The organism is Rhodoferax sp. RT4P68, from assembly GCF_056521305.1.
The window spans coordinates 90,244-109,216 of record NZ_JBWMBB010000019.1 but is presented as its reverse complement, the minus strand read 5'-3'; the positions used below and the strand labels follow the sequence as shown (position 1 = coordinate 109,216).

The 18,973-nt window shown below is 69.6% G+C and carries 19 protein-coding genes; 8 read left to right on the top strand and 11 right to left on the bottom strand.

All coding sequences use genetic code 11. The features are described from left to right. Positions 1 to 99 precede the first annotated feature (99 nt). From AC099J_RS29340 to AC099J_RS29305, 8 genes are all read right to left on the bottom strand, one after another. A complete protein-coding gene (locus AC099J_RS29340; protein ID WP_479618855.1) occupies positions 100 to 483 on the bottom strand; it encodes a hypothetical protein in 384 nt (127 codons plus the stop codon). Positions 484 to 557: 74 nt separating this feature from the next. Beyond that, positions 558 to 872 carry a copper-binding protein gene (locus tag AC099J_RS29335; protein WP_479618854.1) on the bottom strand — a complete coding sequence of 105 codons (315 nt, stop codon included), beginning with the start codon at positions 870 to 872 and terminating at the stop codon, positions 558 to 560. A 12-nt stretch (positions 873 to 884) separates the two neighbouring features. After that, a complete protein-coding gene (locus AC099J_RS29330) occupies positions 885 to 1,343 on the bottom strand; it encodes a DUF411 domain-containing protein (RefSeq protein WP_479618853.1) in 459 nt (152 codons plus the stop codon). After that, entirely contained in the window at positions 1,340 to 1,855 is a 516-nt protein-coding gene (locus AC099J_RS29325) for a cupredoxin domain-containing protein (RefSeq protein ID WP_479618852.1), read from the bottom strand. The genes AC099J_RS29330 and AC099J_RS29325 overlap by 4 nt, the downstream gene beginning before the upstream one ends. 27 nt (positions 1,856 to 1,882) lie before the next feature. Further along, positions 1,883 to 3,253, bottom strand: coding sequence for a multicopper oxidase family protein (locus AC099J_RS29320; protein ID WP_479618851.1), 1,371 nt, complete (start codon positions 3,251 to 3,253; stop codon positions 1,883 to 1,885). An 11-nt stretch (positions 3,254 to 3,264) separates the two neighbouring features. Continuing rightward, positions 3,265 to 4,662, bottom strand: a complete 1,398-nt coding sequence (locus tag AC099J_RS29315) for a TolC family protein (protein ID WP_479618850.1) — start codon at positions 4,660 to 4,662, stop codon at positions 3,265 to 3,267. Then, positions 4,659 to 5,009, bottom strand: a complete 351-nt coding sequence (locus tag AC099J_RS29310; RefSeq protein ID WP_479618849.1) for a hypothetical protein — start codon at positions 5,007 to 5,009, stop codon at positions 4,659 to 4,661. Before AC099J_RS29310 ends, AC099J_RS29315 begins: the two co-directional genes overlap by 4 nt. A 98-nt stretch (positions 5,010 to 5,107) precedes the next feature. Beyond that, complete coding sequence (locus AC099J_RS29305; RefSeq protein ID WP_479618848.1) at positions 5,108 to 5,530, bottom strand: hypothetical protein; 423 nt, start codon at positions 5,528 to 5,530, stop codon at positions 5,108 to 5,110. Between the two features lie 376 nt (positions 5,531 to 5,906). Between AC099J_RS29305 and AC099J_RS29300 the strand changes: the two genes are divergently transcribed. After that, positions 5,907 to 7,757: a hypothetical protein gene (locus AC099J_RS29300; protein ID WP_479618847.1), complete on the top strand. Its 1,851-nt coding sequence runs from the start codon at positions 5,907 to 5,909 to the stop codon at positions 7,755 to 7,757. Between the two features lie 84 nt (positions 7,758 to 7,841). On the opposite strand, the gene AC099J_RS29295 is transcribed toward AC099J_RS29300, so the two are convergent. The 3 genes from AC099J_RS29295 to AC099J_RS29285 all read right to left on the bottom strand — a co-directional run bounded on the left by AC099J_RS29295 (position 7,842) and on the right by AC099J_RS29285 (position 11,741). After that, positions 7,842 to 9,770, bottom strand: coding sequence for a TRAP transporter large permease (locus AC099J_RS29295; protein WP_479618846.1), 1,929 nt, complete (start codon positions 9,768 to 9,770; stop codon positions 7,842 to 7,844). A gap of 2 nt (positions 9,771 to 9,772) precedes the next feature. Then, entirely contained in the window at positions 9,773 to 10,816 is a 1,044-nt protein-coding gene (locus tag AC099J_RS29290) for a TRAP transporter substrate-binding protein (protein ID WP_479618845.1), read from the bottom strand. Between the two features lie 64 nt (positions 10,817 to 10,880). Beyond that, on the bottom strand, positions 10,881 to 11,741 hold the full coding sequence (locus tag AC099J_RS29285) for a TRAP transporter TatT component family protein (protein ID WP_479618844.1): 861 nt from the start codon (positions 11,739 to 11,741) through the stop codon (positions 10,881 to 10,883). Positions 11,742 to 11,852: 111 nt separating this feature from the next. Between AC099J_RS29285 and AC099J_RS29280 the strand changes: the two genes are divergently transcribed. The 7 genes from AC099J_RS29280 to AC099J_RS29250 all read left to right on the top strand — a co-directional run bounded on the left by AC099J_RS29280 (position 11,853) and on the right by AC099J_RS29250 (position 18,950). Beyond that, on the top strand, positions 11,853 to 12,797 hold the full coding sequence (locus AC099J_RS29280) for a chromate resistance protein ChrB domain-containing protein (RefSeq protein ID WP_479618843.1): 945 nt from the start codon (positions 11,853 to 11,855) through the stop codon (positions 12,795 to 12,797). Further along, positions 12,794 to 14,176, top strand: a complete 1,383-nt coding sequence (gene chrA, locus AC099J_RS29275; RefSeq protein ID WP_479618842.1) for a chromate efflux transporter — start codon at positions 12,794 to 12,796, stop codon at positions 14,174 to 14,176. Before AC099J_RS29280 ends, chrA begins: the two co-directional genes overlap by 4 nt. A 10-nt stretch (positions 14,177 to 14,186) precedes the next feature. Then, the gene (locus tag AC099J_RS29270) at positions 14,187 to 14,321 is read left to right on the top strand and encodes a hypothetical protein (RefSeq protein ID WP_479618841.1); all 135 of its coding nucleotides are present in this window, start codon (positions 14,187 to 14,189) and stop codon (positions 14,319 to 14,321) included. After that, entirely contained in the window at positions 14,318 to 15,349 is a 1,032-nt protein-coding gene (locus AC099J_RS29265; RefSeq protein WP_479618840.1) for a Cj0069 family protein, read from the top strand. The genes AC099J_RS29270 and AC099J_RS29265 overlap by 4 nt, the downstream gene beginning before the upstream one ends. Before the next feature lie 92 nt (positions 15,350 to 15,441). Next, positions 15,442 to 15,918, top strand: a complete 477-nt coding sequence (locus AC099J_RS29260; protein WP_479618839.1) for a (2Fe-2S)-binding protein — start codon at positions 15,442 to 15,444, stop codon at positions 15,916 to 15,918. Beyond that, positions 15,915 to 18,011, top strand: coding sequence for a molybdopterin cofactor-binding domain-containing protein (locus AC099J_RS29255; RefSeq protein WP_479618838.1), 2,097 nt, complete (start codon positions 15,915 to 15,917; stop codon positions 18,009 to 18,011). The genes AC099J_RS29260 and AC099J_RS29255 overlap by 4 nt, the downstream gene beginning before the upstream one ends. Positions 18,012 to 18,023: 12 nt before the next feature. Then, positions 18,024 to 18,950, top strand: coding sequence for a helix-turn-helix transcriptional regulator (locus AC099J_RS29250; RefSeq protein WP_479618837.1), 927 nt, complete (start codon positions 18,024 to 18,026; stop codon positions 18,948 to 18,950). Positions 18,951 to 18,973: the final 23 nt, after the last annotated feature.

Below are 18,973 nucleotides of genomic sequence, written 5' to 3'. Positions count from 1 at the left end.
CGCGCAGACAAGTGAATGGGCATCAAAACTCCGTAGACGTTCGGCACAACGGCCGGATGCGGACGTGCCGCACCGGCGCCTGTCAGTCGACGGAGCGGTTCAGACGCGGAGTCGCAAAGTCGCGAGGAAAACGGGGCCCGGCGGCGGCCGCGCCTGCGGCATGGCGGTGCTGGGAATGGCCTGCGGCTCCCCGGCCTGCAGCTTGAAGGGCAGCACGAACAGCTGCGCGAGCAACGGGTCCGCCATCGTCGGCGCCTTCACACCGTCGAGCGACTGCGGCGCACCGGCAGAGAACTGCGCGCACAGGGTCGGCTGTTCCGTGTCCATGCCCTCACAGGGTGCGCCTGAGGCCATCATCTCGGCCATCCCCGCAGCGTCCTGCTGCGTGGGGCAGACGTAGTTCGCCAACGCCAGCAGTGAGAACAGCAGCGACAGCACCAAGCAGAACGTGGTGGTCAGGCGGTGGAACGAGCGTGTGCGCATGGACGCAGTGAGTCTAGTCGCGTCAGCCCCTCAGGACGCACCGCCACCGCGCCCTGGCCCACGCCGGTGCGGCATCAGTTGGCGACCTGGATCGACGTCACCGTGAAGGCACCGTTGACCTTGTCGGCCGTGAACTTCACCTTGTCGCCGTCTTTCACGGTGTCCAGCATCTTGGGATCCGACACGCGAAAGACCATGCTCATGCTGCCCATGTCGAGGTTCGGGATCGGCCCATGGCGCAGGGAGATCTTGCCCTGCTCCTTGTCGATCTTTCGGACCTCACCGTCCACCATCGGGGCGTTCGCCGGTGCCGGTGCCGGTGTGGTTTGGGCTTGAGCGCCGAGCGTGGTGGCCAAAGCTGCGACGGCGAGGATGTGAGAGAACTTCATGGTGTGCTTCCTTCAAGATTTCGGATAGCGGGCGAAGACCGTTGCGCGCCCGCGCTTGTCGACGAGCAGAACGTCGTAAGGCTCTTTGGCCTCGCCCATTTCCATCCCGGGCGAGCCGACCGGCATGTCCGGTACGGCCAGTCCAATGGCATTGGGCTTCATGGCGAGAAGACGTTTGACCTCGGCGGCAGGCACATGGCCTTCGACCACGTACCCGTTGACGAAGCCAGTGTGGCAACTGCCGAACTTGTCCGGCAAGCCGTACCTGCGCCGCGCGTCCGCAGTGTCCTGCACCTCTGTGACCTTCACGGCAAAGCCGGCGGCCTTCAAGTGATCGACCCAAGCGCCACAGCAGCCGCAGGTCGGACTCTTGAAGACCTCCATCTGCGGCGCTGCGCCGGCGGCGAGAGCCGAAGACCCCACCGCAGCAAGGCCGACCGTGATCGCGAGGGTGACGTCGCGGCGCCTCATTTGACGATCACCTTGCCGACCATGCCGGCCTCGAAATGCCCCGGCAGCAGGCAGGCGAACTGGAACTCGCCGGGCTGGGTGAACTGCCACACGATGGCGCCGCTCTGGCCGGGTTTGACGTGGGCCATGTAGGCCTCGTCGTGCTCCATCTCAGGGTTCTTCTTCATCTCCTCGGCGTGTTTCCGGAGTTCCTCTGGCGTGCCGATCACCATCTCGTGCAGCACCTGACCCTTGTTCCTGGACACGATCTTGACGGTCTCGCCGCGCTTGACGGTGATGCTCGCCGGCGTGAAGCGCATGGCGTCGGACATGTCCACGGTGATGGTGCGCGCGGCCTTCTTCGGGTCACCTTCCTGGCCGAAGGGCATGGCCTCGACCTTGGACGCGTCGAACTTGCGCGCACTGTGGGTCTCCTCACCGTGGGCAAACGCCAGGGGGGTCGTGGCGAACGCGCCGAGGGCGGCGATGGCAGCGAGGATGCTGTTGCTTGCGTTCTTTGTAGCGAATGGCATGGTGTGGTTCCTTCGATGTGGAGTGGTTCAGTGACCTGAGTGCGCGCCCGAAGGCTTGCGCACATTGAGCGTGTTGGCGTCTGCCGCGGGCGCAGGTGCACGAGCGGGTTGCTGCACTTCGCCCTTGAACTCATACGACACCGTGCCGGCCGGGTGCTTGTAGGGTGCGGGCTCTTTGTAGTCGCCAGGCCGCACGTCGTCGCGCACCTTCACCACGCTGAACATGCCGCCCATCTCCAATGGGCCGAACGGGCCGGTGCCGGTCATCATGGGCAGCGTGTTGTCGGGCAACGGCATCTCCATCGCGCCCATGCCGGCCATGCCCTTGTCGCCCATGACCATGTAGTCCGGCACGAGCTTGGTGATGCGCTCGGCCACGCCCTTGTGGTCAACGCCGATCAGGTTGGGCACGTCATGCCCCATCGCGTTCATGGTGTGGTGTGACTTGTGGCAGTGGATGGCCCAGTCACCCGCTGCGGCGTCGAACTCGAACGCGCGCATCTGGCCCACCGCGATGTCGGTCGTCACCTCGGGCCACCGGGCAGCAGGCGGTACCCAGCCGCCGTCCGTGCCGGTCACGTAAAAGTGCGGCCCGTGCATGTGGATCGGGTGGTTGGTCATCGTCAGGTTGCCGACCCGCACGCGCACGCGGTCGCCCGTGCGGCACACCAGCGAATCGATGCCCGGGAACACACGGCTGTTCCAGGTCCACATGTTGAAGTTCAGCATCTCGGCGGTCTTGGGCGTGGCGGCGCCGGGCTCGATGTCGTAGGAGGCCAGCAGGAACACGAAGTCCCGGTCGACGCGCATCTGCCGCTGGTCCTTGGGGTGGATGATGAACATGCCCATCATGCCCATGGCCATCTGCGTCATCTCGTCCGCATGCGGGTGGTACATGTGCGTGCCGGCGCGCAGCAGCGTGAACTCGTAGACGAACGTTTTGCCCACGGGGATGTGCGGCTGCGTGAGGCCGCCCACCCCGTCCATGCCGCTGGGCAGCATGACGCCGTGCCAGTGCACGGTCGTGTGCTCGGGCAGCTTGTTGGTCACGAAGATGCGCACCCGGTCGCCTTCCACCGCCTCGATGGTCGGGCCGGGGCTGGAGCCGTTGTAGCCCCACAGGTTGGCCTTCATGCCCGGCGCGAATTCACGCACGACGGGCTCAGCCACCAGATGGAATTCCTTGACGCCGTTGTGCATGCGCCAGGGCAGGCTCCAGCCATTCAGCGTGGCAACGGGGTTGTAGGGCCGGCCCGTGCTGGGCATCAGCAAGGGCTGCATGGCAGGCGAGGTCTGGTAGATGGCCTCGGGCAGCGATGCGGCACCGACGCGGCTCACGGCCGTGGCGCCCAGGGCGACGGCACCAGCCGTCCTGAAGAAGTTTCTGCGGTTGGACATGTGGATTGCTTTCAGTGGCCAGCGGCCGCTTGCGATGTGGCCTGCGGCGCAGCACCCAAGGCACTGCCACCGGGTGAGCGGCCCGTCAGCGCGCTCTGCAAATTGGATTCGGCGACCCAGAAATCGCGCAGCGCCTGGACATAGTCCGTCACGCCGCGCACCTGCTCGCGCGAGTCGGCCAGCAGCTCGAACACGCTGATCAGCATGCCGTTGTAGCGCAGCAGGTTTTCTTCGGAGATGCGCTTGCGCAGCGGCACCACCTCGTCGCGGTAGTGCCGGGCCAGATCGAATGCCGTGCGGTACGCGCCATAGGATTCGCGAACCTCGGATTGGGCGTTGACGGCCACTTCTGCCGTGCGGTTCACGGCCTGCATGTAGGCCGCTTCGGCCCGGTTCGTGCGCACCGAGCCGAAATCGAACAGGGGAAGTTCCAGCTCGATCTCGAAGCCGTTGGCCCTGGGGCTGCCGGTCTCGCTCTTGTTCTTGTAGCCCACCTCCAGCACGTTGATGAAGCGGGTGGCGCGGGTCAACCCATAGGCACTTGCGGTTGAAGCCGCCGCACGCTTGGCCATCATCACGTCCAGCCTCTTCTCCAGCGCAGTCCGCTCGGCGTCCACCGGCTGTGCGGGCGCCTTCGGCAAATCGGGCAGCCGCTCCGGCAGCTTGAAGCCCAGCTGCTCACCGGACAGACCCAACAGCCTGGTCAGGCGCTCGCGCTCGGCCAGCGACTGCTGCTGCGCACGGGCCAGGCTTGCCGTCGCATCCGCATAGAACGCCTGTTCGCGCATCTGCGCCAGTTTGCTGAAATTGCCCGCCAGCACCATGCGCCGGGCCAGTTCGTTGGAGGCATCGGCCGCTTCCTTGACCTGGCCGTAGTAGCGCACCAACTCCTGCGCAGCGACGGCGCCGAAGAAGGCGCGGCGCGCATCGGACGCGACGCCCACGGCTTCGTAAGCGGCCTGTAGCTGCGCCTGCTCGAAGTTGCGCTGCTGCACCTGGGTTGCTCTCGGCATGGTGATGATGCTCAGGATGTTGAACATCACCGCGCGCTCGATCTCGACGACGCCGGAGCCCGACATCCTGCCGAAGCTCAGCAAGGGGTTGGCAAGCCGGCCCGCCTGCACCAGGTTGGCCTCGGCGATGCCAAGCTGGTGCAGACTGCCCTGCAGTCCGCGGTTGTTGAGCAAGGCCAGCTCCACGGCGGTGTCGGCGCTCAGGGGCTGCTGCAGGATCTCGGCGACGCGCGCGCGGGCCGCGCTCGCGTCTTGCTCGGTCCGCTGCAGGGCGACGGGCTGGCCGGTCCTCTCCTTGGTCAGCTCGGCCACGCGGCCCATGCCGCCGTCGGGAGAAAAGGAAGCACACCCTGCCAAGACGAGAACAGCGCTCGCGGCCACGCTGAGACGCATCATGGCTTGGCTCCCGGCATCTGGTGGCCTTGGTGACCTTGGTGGCCCTGGTGGCCTTTCATCGTCGGCATCGGCATCGCGTGACCAGGCGGGTGGCCCTGCGCATTCGAGGCACCGGCAGAACCGTCGACGGGATGGGATTGACCGGCCGGCTTGCCCAGGTCGTCGTTCAATTGGCGCCAGTCGCCCACCTTGATCTCGGCCCACGGCTTGTAGTCGGCAAACGCCGACTGGTAGGACAGCGCGGGCGACGGGTTGCCCGGCTGCGCATCAGGGGGCTGCTGGGCGAACGCGCCCAGCGGCAGGCTCAGCACCACGGTAGGCGCGAGCCACGGAAGAAAGTTTTTCATGGGTCAAAGACACTCTTGAACGCCGACAGTCAGGCCGGCACATGCCTGCGCAGTACATGCGCAAGCGCCATCAGGCCTCTATCGGAGGCCTTGCGGGTTCAGATGCTTCGTGGTGGACGCTCCAGCCCGCCCGGCACGAAGCTGGGCGGCTGGGCACTGAGGGATGGCGTGGGCGCTGTCGCCATGTCGGCGGGCGCCATGGCGATGACATGGCCGAGCGGTGCCGGCGTGAGCGAGCAGAAGGCCGCGCACATGGTGCATTTGTCCTGGGCCGAGGAGGGATCGGCATGGTCGTGCACGGCCAGCGGCGCGCCTGCTGCCGCATGGTCATCATGGTCATGCGCATGCGCTGACGCATGGTCTTCGTGCCCGTGCCCTGCTGGCGCTTGCGACACCACCACCATCTGAGCATCGGGCGCGCCCTGGCTGCCAGGCGGGCACAGCATGGCAGCCGCCATCACACTGCGCAGCGGGAGGAGCGCGCACAGCAGGATCAGCAGCCAGATGCGGAGTTGCTTCACAGGAAGACGGGGGCAGTCGTTCGCAAGGTTCGGGGGTTTGAGTTTAGCCAGAGTGTGCATCGTCCACGTTGCCACTGTGGCAATGTCCACAGACGGCGCCCATTGCCAGTGCCCGATGCGGGGGTATCCGCTGGACGGCCTAGCCTTCGACCAGTGCCACGAAGACTTGCACCACTTCGCAGGCATCGACCGCCAACGCAACAACCTTGCCCTGCGCCCAGCAACACGCTGACCACGGCGCCCATATGCCAGCCTGCATACTACGGCTGCAGGCGCATGTCATCCTTGCGCTGCTGCACGCGACGACGCGCATTTCTGCCCGACAACGGCCCATGGCCCGACTCACTCCGTCCCATCCCATGAACATCCACAAGCCGTGACCACCAGCCCGCCACCCCAGCCGCCCGGGCCATCACGCAGCGCGATGGACCTGCTCAACAGCGCGTGTCTGTGTTTCAGCCTCGATGAGAAGGCACTGGCGCAAGCCCTTGATTCGGGACTGGGCAAGCCGGGCCTGTCCGACATGCTCCGGCAGCGCTGTCCGTTTCTGTTCGCAGCGCTGCCGGTGTTCGTGGCAGCGCCCCAGTTGCGTCGCATGGCGCAGGTGATGCAGGCGGTTGAATCGGTGGTGGCGTTGCCGGCCTATCGGGAACAGGTGCTGGGCGCCGCACCCCCGATCGCGAGCTTGGGCACACCGGGGCCGCTTGGTGCCTTCTTCGGCTATGACTTCCATCTGCGCGAGGGCCATCTCGGACTGATCGAAATCAACACCAACGCCGGCGGGGCCATGCTCAACGCCGTACTGGCGCGCGCGCAGCATGCCTGCTGCGCTGCGGTGCGTTCCATGGTGCCCACGCTTGCCGGCGTGGTGGACTTGGAGCGGCAGATCGTTGCGATGTTTCGGCACGAATGGGAGCTGGCACGCGTGGCGGCTGACCCGACCGCAAGCGCACGGCCACTGGCCACCATCGCCATCGTCGACGTGGCACCGCAGGATCAGTATCTGTACCCTGAATTTCTGCTGTTCCAGCAGCTGTTCGAGCGACATGGCCTGCGAGCGGTCATCGCCGATCCGGCTGCGCTGGAGTGGCGCGACGGCGTGTTGTGGCATGGCGATCTCGCCATCGACCTGGTCTACAACCGCTTGACCGACTTCTACCTGGACGATGCGGGCAGCGCCGCACTGCGAGAAGCGTACCTGCAGCACGCCGTGGTGCTCACACCGCACCCGCAGGCCCATGCGCTGTACGCCGACAAGCGGCACCTGGCGCTGTTCAGCGATGCGGCGCGGCTGCAAGCGCTGGGCGTGCCGCCACCCACGCAGAACATTCTGCTCGAGCACGTCCCTCGCACCGAGGTGGTCGACGCCGCGCAGGCACAGCGCCTGTGGGACGAGCGCCGCAGCTTGTTCTTCAAACCGGTCGCAGGCTTCGGCAGCCGCGCGGCCTATCGCGGAGACAAGCTGACGAAGCGGGTCTGGCAAGACATCTTGGCGGGGGACTATGTCGCCCAGGCCATCGTCGCGCCAGGGGAACGGGTGATCGACGACCCGGACGCGGCCGGGGCAGAGCGGGCTACCAAAGCCATGAAGTTCGACCTTCGCGCCTACGCCTACGACGGCGCCATGCAGTGGGTGGCCGCTCGCGTGTACCAGGGGCAGACCACCAACTTCCGCACGCCCGGTGGTGGCTTTGCGCCGGTGTACAGCGCGGCCGATGCACCAGGCCGAACGGTGCAGGCAAGCACCGGCGACGCCACCGCGCAGGACGCTACGCACGCTTCGTATGTCTTCCTGCTGGAGGACAGCAGCGGTGTGCACCAGGTCCCCCACGCCTTGTACGTTGCCCTCGCAAGCGGCGAGGCCACGCTCCAGGCCATGGCCGGGCAGACCTTGCGCGTGGCGGACTGGTATGTGCGCCTGAAAGACGATACGCCGGACGCTGTCGTCAACGAGACCTACAGCCTGGTGCATTTCGACGCGCAGGGGCGCGCTGGTCTGGTGCCGGCACGCACTGCGGACCAACCACCAGCGGACGCACCAAATAACCCGACGTGGCCCACCGCAGCGGAACGGAGCCACATGCGGGCGTTGCTGTGGGCCGATGCCCATGCACCCGATGCATCGCTGCCAGCGGGGCCGGCCGTGGCCCCTGCCCTCGATTGCTCGAACAGCGAGACCGGCCATTGCGATGCACAGGGACGGCACCGCAGCGGCTCGCCGTCCTAGGCTGTTGAACGCCGCGTGCGCGATGGTGGCAGGGGCGCGCCCTTCACTACCTGATCGGAGGGGAACAGTCGCCCTCGACCACGCTCAGCGCCCTCCCCCCAGCACGCCCGGCAACCAGGTCGACAGCCCCGGCCACAGCGCAATCACCAGCGTGCCGACGAAGATCGCCAGCATGGCCGGCAGCACCGAGCGCGCCACGTACGGAATCGGCTTGCCGAACATGGCAGACGCGAAGTAGATGTTCATGCCGGCCGGCGGGCAGAGGAAGCCGGCCTCCATCGCCGCCAGGAAGATGATGCCGAAGTGCACCGGGTCCAGCCCGTAGCTTGTCGCCAGCGGCAGCAGCAGCGGCACCAGCACCGCCAGCGCGGCGAAGATCTCCATCAGCGCGGCGGCCACGAACAGGAAGGCGCACAGCGCCAACAGGAACACGTACTTGTTCGGGATGGCGGCCTGCACCCAATCGACCGCCTGCTCGGGGATGCCGGCGTCGACCAGGAAGTTGGTCAGCGCCAGCGCCATGCCCAGGATCAGCATCACGCCGCCGATCACCTGCGCGCATTCGGCCAGGCAGCGGGTCAGCAGGCGCACGCCCAGTTCGCGGTGCACCCAGCCTTGCGTGACCACGGCGTAGGCGGCCGTCAGCGCCGCGCTTTCGGTGGGGGTGGCCAGGCCGCTGACCAGCGCGCCGATGGCGACGAAAGGCGCCGCGATCTCCCACTTGGCCGACCACAGCGCCGCGCCGACGCGGCCACGCACGGGCAGGGCGGCAGAGACTGGCGGGGCGACGGCGAGCGCCGGGGTGGCAGCAGCAGAGTCGCCCACGCGCAGGTAGCCGCCCAGCAGCAGCAGGCAGGCGACCATCAGCAGCGCCGGCAGCAGCCCGGCCAGGAACATCGTCTCGATCGGCACGCGCGCCAGCACCGCGTACAGGATCAACGGCACCGAGGGGGCCAGCAGAACGCCCAGCGCGCTGGCGCTGGTCACCATGCCGATGCCGCGCTGTTCCGGATAGCCGGACTTGCGCAGCAGCGGCAGCAGCAGCCCGCCCAACGCCAGAATCGTGACGCCGCTGCCGCCCGTGAACGCGGTGAATGCCGAGCACAGCAGCGCCGCCGCCAGCACCGTGCCGCGCGGGCCGCCGCCGAACAGCACGACGAACAGATCGCCCAGTCGCTGCGCCGCCCCGGTGCGTGCAAAGATGAGGCCGGCCAGCGTGAACAGCGGCAGCGCCGGCAGCGAGGGGTTGACCGTGATCTGGTAGTGCGAGAGCGCGATGGACGCCAGCGGCAGCCCCTCGCTCCAGAACAGCGCCAACGCCAGGCCGCCCAGCACGGCGAACACCGGCGCCCCGGCCAGCAGCAGCACCAGCAGCACGGCCACCGCCGGCGCCAGCGGCAAGGCGACGGCATCGGCCAGGCCTGCAGCCCACCATCCGGCCAGCGGCAGGGCCAGCGCGGCGCCGATGCGGGCCAGCGGCAGGGCCAGTGCAGCGCCAGCGCGCTGCGTCGATGGTGGCACCACGCGGGCGCCCAGCCGCAGGCCCAGCAGGGCAAAGCCCAGCGGCAAACAGGCCTGCGCCCACCAGACGGGCACGCCGTAGGCCACCACCTGGCCGGCCACGCGTTCGGCATCGACCAACAGCCAGCCGGCGCGCGCCAGCATGCCGCAGAGCACGGCCGCGCCACCGCTGGCCATGGCCCGCAGCGCAGCCTGCGCGGTGGCGTTGCCAATGCCGTTCAGGCTGCCGCCCAGGCTGGTCAGGTGGCCCAGGCGCGCGGCAGCCAGCGCGCCGAACATGGCGACCACCAGGCCGAGGTGCTGCACCACGCCGGATGCGTTGTCGATGCCGCGCCCGCCCAGCGGGCGCAGCGCGATCTCTGCCAGCGGCACCAGCACCATCAGCGCCAGCGCCAGCACGGCAGGCGCCTGGTCCAGCGGGGCCAGCAAGCTGCGTGGGGCGAGCCGGAGCTGACGGTTCGGCCGGGCCGCTTCGCCGGGTGCTGCGGGCACGCTCACTTGCCGCGCGCGGTGCGGAAGGCTTTGAGGTGCACGAACACTTCGTCGAAGGTCTCGGCCGGCACCATGCTGCCGCGGATGCGCGGGTACAGCGATTCGGCCAGCGCGTTCCATTCGCGCATCTGCTCGGCGTTGGGGGTGTGCACGGTGAGGCCGCGCTTGGTCATCGCGGCCACGGCTTCGTCCACCTCCAGCCGGGCCTGGGTGCGCATCTGCTGGCCGGCCTTCTCGCCGGCCGTGCGCAGCGCTTGTTGCGTAGCCGGGGCCATCTCGTCCCAGGCCTTTTTGGTCACCACCAGCGCGCCGACGATGGGCGCCCAGTTGATGTTCAGCATGTGCGGGGCGGTGTTGTGGACCTGGCTGGCCAGCGCGAAGTACGGCGTGGACGGCACGACGCTGATCATGCCGGTCTGCAGCGAGGGCAGCACGTCCGCCGTCTCCAGCGGCACCGGCGTGTAGCCCAGGCTTTTCATGATGGCCTGCTGCTCGGGCTCCGATCCCCAGGCGAAGAATTTCATGCGCTTGTAGTCCTCGGGCCGCACGGCCGGCTCCTTGGAGAAGAAGCGCACCCAGCCGGCATCGCCCCAGCCCAGCACGACGAAGCCGCGTGCGAGAAAGCGCTGCTCCATGCCTGAGCGCATCTTCTCGCGCACGTAGTCGACCTCGTCCCAGTCGCGGAACAGCAGCGGCAGACTTTGCAACGCGGCGATGCTGGGCTCGATCTCGCGCAGGCCCACCACCGACATCAGCGCGCCCTGCAACTGCCCGATGCGCATGCGCCGCGCCAGCTCGGCCTCGCCGCCCTGGCTGCCGTCGGTGAAGACGACAAAGCGGCCCTGCCCGCCCTGCGCGGCCCGCCAGGCCTCGCCCAGCGCCAGCAGTTGCTGGTGGTAGAGCGAGTTGCGCGGCACGAGCGAGCCGATGCGCAGCTGGGGCGTGGGCTGGGCGTGCGCCGTGCCGGCGAGGCCCAGCGGGCTGAGCAGAAGCGCCATGCCGAGACGGCGGCGCAGGGGATGGGCGGGCGTGTGGGTGAGAGGCATGTCAGTCATTCATGGTGCGGTGCGACCCACCGCGCGCGAGCGGGTGAACGTGGGCCACGTCATTTCAGAATCGATCGTCGGCGGTGTCGAGCAGCCACTGCGCGCGCTCGCGCATGACCTGGTTGGCCAGGTCGGGCTGTGCAGCGGCGGCTTGCAGGGCCTTTCGCAACAGCTGCTCGAACGCGGTGCGGTCGTCGAGCGCAAGCGCCTCCGCGCGCGCCACGAACACGCCGGCGTTGCGGCCGGCGCCCAGCTGCTCGGCCTGCGCGAACAGGCGCTCGGCCTCGGCCCGGCTGCCACCCGGGCGCGATGCCTCGAAGGTGGCAACGAGGCTGGCCAGCGCACCCGCACCGTGGGCTGGCTCCCGTGCCCAGGCCAGCCGCGCCAGCCGCACGGCCAGCGGCAGATCGGCCACCGCTTCGGGCTGGTCCTTGGACAAGGCGATCCACGCGCCCCACGATGCGGCGGCCCAGTAGGCGATGCCCACCTGGTCTGCGTCCAGTTGCGCCGCACCGCTGGCCAGGCGCTGGGCAAAGCCGGGGTGGCGCTGCTCCAGTGCGGCCATCGCATGCCGATGGGCACGCAGGTACAAGCGCGCCGCGCGCTGGCGCAGGCGCTGCGCACCGGCTGCGTCACGCGTCTCCAGCCGGTCGGCATCGAACGCCACGAAGGCATAGGCGTACTGCGTGAAGCCCCCGGCCACGGCCTCGGCCAGCGCCACGTGTTCCGGCGTGCGGCGCAGCAGCGATTCGGACAATTTGAGGTAGAAGGCGCTGGCCTCGCGCGCCAGCACCAGATCGTCCTCGGGCGACTGGCCCTGCGACGCCAGTTCGTCCGCCGCGCGCTGCAGCAGCAGATGGCTGGGCGAGCACGCGCTCAGCAGCGCCAGGCAGAGGGTGATCGCAAGAATGCGGAGCGTCAGCACGGGTTCAAGAGTTCGCCATCGTCAAGCCAGTCTAGGAAGGCTGCATGAAGCCCAGGTGACAGGAAAAACTTAGAGGCATCTATTTCATATCCAGTAGCATATGATTCACACATGTGGCGCACGCTGTTCCTCACCCTTCCGACGCAGCCGAACGCGGTGCGCCTGCGCGTCTGGCGCGCGCTGAAGACCATGGGCTGCGCCTCGCTGCGCGATGGTGTCTATGTCTTGCCGCAAGCGCATGCCGGCCTGTTCGACCCCCTCGTGGCCGAGGTCCGTTCCCACGGCGGACACGCCAGCGTGTTCGAGCTGTCCACCAGCGACGCAGCGCAGCAGGCAGAGGTGCTGGCGCTGTTCAACCGCACCGAGGCCTACGGCCAGTGGCGCGATGGGGTGCAGTCGCTCGTCGCTGCGCTGCCCGCGCTTGAAGAGACCGAGGCGCGTCGACGCTGGCGCATCGCGGCCGAATCACTGCAGGCCGTGCGGCGCATCGACTACTACCCGGGTGCCGCGGCGGAGCAGGCACAGGCCGAACTCGACGCGCTGCGCCAGGCGCTGGATGCGCGCTTCTCGCGCGGTGAGCCGGTGGCCCGGGCGCTGCACGGCATCCCGCGCCTGGACGTGCGCAAGTTCCAGGGCAAGCGCTGGGCCACACGCGCGCGGCCCTGGGTCGACCGCCTGGCCTGCGCCTGGCTGATCCGCCGTTTCATCGATGCGCAGGCGCGATTCGTCTGGCTGGCCGACCCCGCAGGCGCGACGCCGGCGCCGCGCGGCGCGCTGGGCTTCGACTACGACGGCGCGCGCTTCACGCACGTCGGCGCGCGCGTCAGCTTCGAGGTGCTGGCGGCCAGCTTCGGGTTGGACGCGGACCCTCGACTGCAGCGCATCGCACGTGTGGTGCATTTCCTGGATATCGGTGGCATCCCGGTGCCCGAGGCGGCGGGGCTGGAGGCCGTGATGGCCGGGCTGCGCGCCGTCCATGCCGACGACGACCAACTCACCCTGGCGGCTGCCGCAGTATTCGACGCGCTGCACGCCGTACCTGGAACTCCTCCATGACCAGCAGCGACCCCACAGCGGCCGGCGTGCTCTCACCGCCCCATGAGGCACCCGCTCCCGTGGGCTTCTACGAGGCGCTGCGCTTCTGGCTCAAGCTCGGCTTCATCAGCTTCGGTGGCCCGGCCGGGCAGATCGCGATCATGCACACCGAGCTGGTCGAGCGTCGCCGCTGGATCAGCGAGCAGCGCTTTCTGCATGCGCTGAACTACTGCATGCTGCTGCCCGGGCCGGAGGCGCAGCAGCTCGCCACCTACATCGGCTGGCTGATGCACCGCAGCTGGGGCGGCATCGTCGCCGGTGCGCTGTTCGTGCTGCCCTCGCTGTTCATCCTCATCGCGCTGAGCTGGATCTACCTGCGCTTCGGCGATGTGCCGCTGGTGGCCGGCATCTTCTTCGGCCTCAAGCCGGCCGTGACGGCGCTGGTGCTGCACGCTGCCCACCGCATCGGCACGCGGGCGTTGAAGAACCGCTGGATGTGGGGCATTGCGGCGGCCTCGTTCATCGCCATCTTCGCGTTCGACACGCCGTTCCCCGCCATCGTGTTGGGGGCGGGCCTGATCGGCCATTTCGGCGCGCGCCGCTGGCCGCAGGTGTTCGCACTCGGTGGCGGTCATGGCAGCGCCAAGGCGGCCTACGGGCCGGCGCTGATCGACGACCACACGCCGACGCCGCCCCACGCGCGCTTCTCGCGCCGCCACTTGGCCAGTGTGCTGGCGGTGGGCCTCGCCTTGTGGCTGCTCGCGATGGGGGTGCTGGTCGCGACCAACGGCGTGCACGGCACGCTGACGCAGATGGGCTGGTTTTTCACCAAGGCGGCGCTGCTGACCTTCGGCGGTGCCTACGCGGTGCTGCCCTACGTGTACCAGGGGGCGGTGGAGACCCACCAATGGCTCAGCGGCCCGCAGATGATCGATGGCCTGGCCTTGGGCGAGACAACGCCAGGCCCGCTGATCATGGTGGTGGCCTTCGTCGGTTTCGTCGGTGGCTGGCTGAAGCAGGCGCTGGGCCCTGAGGCGCTGTTCCTCGGCGGTGCGCTGGCCGCCACGGTGGTCACGTTCTTCACCTTTCTGCCGTCCTTCGTCTTCATCCTGGCCGGCGGGCCGGTGGTCGAGGCCACGCACGGCAAGCTGGGGTTCACGGCCCCGCTGTCGGCCATCACGGCGGCGGTGGTCGGCGTGATCCTGAACCTGGCGATGTTCTTCGCCTACCACGTGTTCTGGCCGCAGGGCTTCAGCGGCCCCTTTGATGTGGCGTCGGCGCTGATCTGCGCCGGGGCGGCGGTGGCGCTGTTCCGCTTCAAGGTGGGCGTGCTGCCGCTGCTCGCCGCCTGCGCGGCCGCCGGGCTGGCGGTGCGTTGGCTCGGCCCCCTGTTCACCTGAAGGAGTTTCCATGGACGCACGTCTGCAAGACCTTCCATTCGACCCTGCGGCGCTGCACGGCTTGTCACCCGGCCTGCTCGCCAGTCACCACCAGAACAACTACGGCGGAGCGGTGAAGCGGCTGAACGCCATCCGCGCTCCATGACCGCGCCCGCCAGGCCGAGGGTCGCGCTGCTGTACCCGGGTGACCGGGCCGCGCGCGCCCTGGCCGACCCTGCGGCGAGTCGTTTTGCAGCGCTGTTCCAGGCCCTGGCTGTTGCTGGCGTGAACGCCGTGCCCGCCATTTACCACGATGACTTTGCCGAGGAGGTGACCGCCCAACTGCTCGGCGTGCAGGCCGTGCTGGCGTGGTGCAACCCGATCGAGGACGGCCGGCGCCGCCACCGGCTCGACACGCTGCTGCGGGAGGTGGCGCAAGCAGGCGTACTCGTCAGCGCGCACCCCGATGCCATCCAACGCCTGGGCACCAAGGATGTGTTGTTCGAAACCCGCGATCTGCCCTTTGGCAGCGACGTGCACCGCATCGACAGCCAGGCGCAGCTGGCGCGCGAGCTGCCGCAGCGCCTGCGGCAGGGGCCGCGCGTACTCAAGCAACACCGTGGGCACAGCGGCATCGGCGTGTGGCGGGTCGAGCAGCATGGCGACGGCGCGCTGACGGTGCAGCATGCGCAGCGCGGCAGCAGGCCACAGCGCATGGACCTGGCGGGACTGCAGGCGACGCTGGCGCCGTACTTCACGCCACAGGCCGGTGGCCACATGCTCGACCAGGCCTGGCAGCCGCGCCTGGCCGAAGGCATGGTGCGGGCCTATCTGGTCGAGGACCGCGTGGCGGGCTTCGGCGTCCAGGCCGTGAACGCGCTGCATCCCGAGGCGCCGCTGCCGGGGCCGCGTCTGTACCACGGGGCTGAACTTCCCGAGTTCCAGCGGTTGCGAGCGCAACTGGAATCGACCTGGATTGCGCTTCTGGGCGAGCGCGTGGGGCTCGCGCGCGATCGGCTGCCACTGCTGTGGGACTGCGACTTCATCCTCGGTGAGACGGCGGCAGACGGCACCGATCGCTACGTGCTGTGCGAGATCAACGTCAGCAGTGTGTCGCCATTCCCGCCGTCGGCCATCGCACCGCTGGTGGCCGCGATCCTGCAACGCCTGGGACGCGCTGCACACGCAAGCTGACCCAGCGGCAGCACCACGCTGGCGCGATTGTTCAAGACCTGCGCCGTGGCAACAGCCACCATGCGGGCCATCACCACTTCCGGAGCGCTGCCATGTGGCACCTCGACGTCAACGGCCAGCGACATGCCATCACCGAAGCCTGGCAGCACGACAGCCTGCTGTGGGTGCTGCGCGAGGCGCTGGGCCTGGTGGGCTGCAAGTACGGCTGCGGGCAGGGGCAGTGCGGCGCCTGCACCGTGCTGATCGATGGAGAACCGCAACGTGCCTGCCTGCTGCCGGCGCGCAGCGTGCAGGGGCGCCGCATCACCACGGTGGAGGGCCTGGCCACAGCGGGCGCGTTGGACCCGGTGCAGCAGGCCTGGGTGGACGAAGCGGTGCCGCAGTGCGGCTACTGCCAATCCGGGCAGATCCTGGCCACCGTGGCGCTGCTGCGCCGCGAGCCCCGGCCAGGCCCTGCAGCCGTCGATGCCGCGCTGTCGGGCCACCTGTGCCGCTGCGGCACGCAACACCGCGTGCGCCGGGCCGTCGATCGCGCCGCGGCAGCGCAGCAGCCCGGCGGCCGACCATGAAGCGGCGACTCTTTCTGGGGGCGGCAGCGGGCCTGAGCGTGACGTTCGCTGCCCTGGCAGCTGGTTGCGCTGCCGTCCCGGTGATCCCCAAGCGCCCGCTGCCGCAACCGGAAGACGCACTCGGGTGGCTGCGGCATCTGGATGGCCGATTCGAGCTCTTCGTGCCCTGCGCCGAAATGGGCCAGCAGATCGGCCCGGCGCTGCACCGCATCGCAGCGCTCGAACTGGGCGTCGCGGCCGAGCGCATCACGCTGCGCCTGCCGTCGAGCCGCGACATCGCGCGCGTCAAGGCGACAGTGGGCAGCGATTCGGTGCAGCAGTTCGCGCTGCCGCTGGCGCAGGCCTGCGCGACGCTGCGCGAAGCCCTCGCAGCGGGCCACACCGAGGGGCAGCTCGAGGTCGTGGAGCGGCCACGCACCCAACTGCGCAGCTGGCGTGCCGGCGCTGCTGCGGCGGCGGTGGGCCAGCGCCCCGACCTGCAGGCCATCGTCACCGGCGCGCCGCTCTATGCGGGCGACATGCGCTTGCCCGGCATGGTCTACGGCCGGGTGCTGCGCGCGCCGGTGTCGCCCGAACTGGTGTCGCGCCCCGAGGCCTGGGACGAGGCGGCCGCCCGCCGGCTGCCGGGCTTCCTGGCCGTGGTGGCCGACCCGCTGCTGCGCCACGCGGGCAGCCTGGGCCTGGGGCTGTTGGCCGCCACGCCGGGCGCGCTCGACCGCATCGAGCAGGCGCTGGCGGTGCGCTGGCAGCTCGAAGGCAGCTTCGAGCCATCGCAGATCGACACCGCACTCGACATCGACCACCACCTGCGGGGCGGCCACCTGCGCCACCGGCTGCGGCGCGACGCGCTGGACATGGCCGCCCCGTGGGACGTGGACCTGCGCGTCGACCTTCCCTACGCTGCGCATGCGTCCATCGAACCGCGCGCTGCGCTCGCGCATTTCGAACCAGACGTGGACGGCGGCCCGCAGCTGCAGGTGTTCACCGGCACGCAGGATCTGTTCTACGTGCGCGACGTGCTCGCGCGCCAGCTGGGCCTGCCTGCCGAGCGTGTGCGCGTCCAGGCCTGCCGCATCGGCGGCGGGTTCGGCGCGCGCACGCTGGTGCTGGCGGAACTGGAGGCGGCGGTGTTGGCGCGCGCCGCGCGCCGGCCGGTCCAGGTGATGTGGACGCGGGCGCAGGAATTCGCCCAGGGTTTCCACCGGCCGCCTTCCAGCCACCGCGTGCGCGCACGCGTTGTCGATGGGCGCATCACCGATTGGTGGCACGCCTTCACCAGCGCCCACATCCTCTTCACGCCCGCGGCAATGCCGGCCTGGATGCAGCGTGCCGCCGACTTCGTCGGCGACCAGGGCGTGGCGCGCGGCGCGGCGCTGCCGTATGCGGTGCCACGGCAGGTGATCGAGTTCGACGCGCTGCGCCTGCCGGTCCACAGCGGCCCCTGGCGCGGCCTGGGCGCCGGCCCCAATGGCCTGGTGGTCGAGTCGGCCATCGACGCCTGCGCACGCACGGGGGGCCTTGACCCCCTGGCATTTCGGCTGGCGATGACCGATGACATGCGCCTGCAGCACGTCCTGCGTGCCGTGGCGGCCGACGCAGCCTGGAGCGCCAGGCCGACGACCAGCACCACGCCGGCCGTGCGCCAGGGCCGGGGCCTGGCCTGCGGCGTGTACAAGGCCGGCAGCCGGGTGGCGGTCGTGGCCGACGTGGCGGTGTCGGCCGCAGGCGAGGTGCGCTTGACGGCGCTGTGGTGCGCCCACGATAGCGGGCTGGTGATCGACCCGGACGGCGTGCGGGCACAGGTCGAAGGCTGCCTGGTGTGGTGTCTGGGGCTGGTGCTGGTGGAGGCTTTGCCGCTGCAGCGCGCGGGGGTGGCAGCCAGCAGCTTTGCGGCGTCCCCGATCCCGCGCATCGACCAGATCCCGCCGCTGCACGTGCGCCTGGTGGACAGCGCCGCCGACCCCACCGGCGCCGGCGAAAGCACGATGACGGCCGGCGCGGCGGCGGTTGCGAATGCCGTGTTCGACGCCACAGGCCGGCGCCCGGCGCAATTGCCGCTGCGCCCGTCCGCGCTGGTGGCGACCGCGACCTGATACAAGCAGCCCGTGGACGACTTCGCCAGTGCCAGCATGTTGCGCCTGTTGCTGCGGGCGATGGCCGCGCACGGGCTGGCGCCGCCCCTGCCCCTGCCAGCTGGCGCGCACGTGCCGTTGCAGCACAAGCAGCAGGTGGTGTCGCGCATCGTGCAGGCCGGCGGCCTGCCCTTGCTGCTGCGACTGGCGCAACAGGTGCACCACATCGAAGGCGAGCCTTTGCACCGCGCCTTGTCCGGCGCGCGGGACGTGCACGACTTTCTGGCCCGCTGGCAGCGCCTGGAGCGCCACGTGCATGCCAGCCACCGCGTGCGGCCCCTCGCATGCAGCGCACGCCTGCTGGTGCTGGAGCACGGTGGCCCCGCTTCGGCGCCGCCGATGGCAGCCGAGAGCGTGGCGGTGCTCGGGGTCTGGATCGGGGCGCTGCAGACGATCGGCACCTGCAGGTTGCGGGTGGACATCGACGGGCATCTGGCGTTCGGCGAAGGTGCTGACGACCGCTGGGCCGCCTCACCGGTGCAGCGCTGGCGCCTGCAATGGGATGCGGCGCCCGGCAAGCCGTTGCGCAACGTCGACAAGCCTGCGGACGCAACGCCCCGGTGCGGCCCCTGGCCCTGGCCCGAGCCGGCCAGTGCATTGGCCGGCTGGCTGGCGCGCGACCCCGCCGCAACGCCGCGCCTGGCCGAAGCCGCTGCAGCGCTGGGCATGTCGCCCCGCACGCTGCAACGCCGGCTGACGGCGGCCGAGGTCAGCTTCAGTGCGTTGCTGGGTGAGGTGCGCGTGCGTCTGGCGGCGGCCTGGCTGGCGCGCGACACGCCCTCGCTGGCCGAAATCGGGTTCCTGTGCGGTTATGCAGACCAGGCGCACTTCACGCGCGAATTCACACGCCGCGCCGGGCTGGCGCCGGCACGCTACCGGGCGGCGGCCAGCGCACCCTGACGACGTGAGCACGCTGCGGCGGC

Excerpts from the sequence above, each read along its gene's own strand:
- AC099J_RS29315 (WP_479618850.1), bottom strand. The coding sequence starts at position 4,662 with ATGATGCGTCTCAGCGTGGCCGCGAGCGCTGTTCTCGTCTTGGCAGGG.
- AC099J_RS29290 (WP_479618845.1), bottom strand. The coding sequence starts at position 10,816 with ATGCCTCTCACCCACACGCCCGCCCATCCCCTGCGCCGCCGTCTCGGC.
- chrA (WP_479618842.1), top strand. The coding sequence starts at position 12,794 with ATGACCAGCAGCGACCCCACAGCGGCCGGCGTGCTCTCACCGCCCCAT.
- AC099J_RS29335 (WP_479618854.1), bottom strand. The coding sequence starts at position 872 with ATGAAGTTCTCTCACATCCTCGCCGTCGCAGCTTTGGCCACCACGCTC.
- AC099J_RS29330 (WP_479618853.1), bottom strand. The coding sequence starts at position 1,343 with ATGAGGCGCCGCGACGTCACCCTCGCGATCACGGTCGGCCTTGCTGCG.
- AC099J_RS29320 (WP_479618851.1), bottom strand. The coding sequence starts at position 3,253 with ATGTCCAACCGCAGAAACTTCTTCAGGACGGCTGGTGCCGTCGCCCTG.
- AC099J_RS29270 (WP_479618841.1), top strand. The coding sequence starts at position 14,187 with ATGGACGCACGTCTGCAAGACCTTCCATTCGACCCTGCGGCGCTGCAC.
- AC099J_RS29260 (WP_479618839.1), top strand. The coding sequence starts at position 15,442 with ATGTGGCACCTCGACGTCAACGGCCAGCGACATGCCATCACCGAAGCC.
- AC099J_RS29280 (WP_479618843.1), top strand. The coding sequence starts at position 11,853 with ATGTGGCGCACGCTGTTCCTCACCCTTCCGACGCAGCCGAACGCGGTG.
- AC099J_RS29255 (WP_479618838.1), top strand. The coding sequence starts at position 15,915 with ATGAAGCGGCGACTCTTTCTGGGGGCGGCAGCGGGCCTGAGCGTGACG.
- AC099J_RS29325 (WP_479618852.1), bottom strand. The coding sequence starts at position 1,855 with ATGCCATTCGCTACAAAGAACGCAAGCAACAGCATCCTCGCTGCCATC.
- AC099J_RS29340 (WP_479618855.1), bottom strand. The coding sequence starts at position 483 with ATGCGCACACGCTCGTTCCACCGCCTGACCACCACGTTCTGCTTGGTG.
- AC099J_RS29310 (WP_479618849.1), bottom strand. The coding sequence starts at position 5,009 with ATGAAAAACTTTCTTCCGTGGCTCGCGCCTACCGTGGTGCTGAGCCTG.
- AC099J_RS29265 (WP_479618840.1), top strand. The coding sequence starts at position 14,318 with ATGACCGCGCCCGCCAGGCCGAGGGTCGCGCTGCTGTACCCGGGTGAC.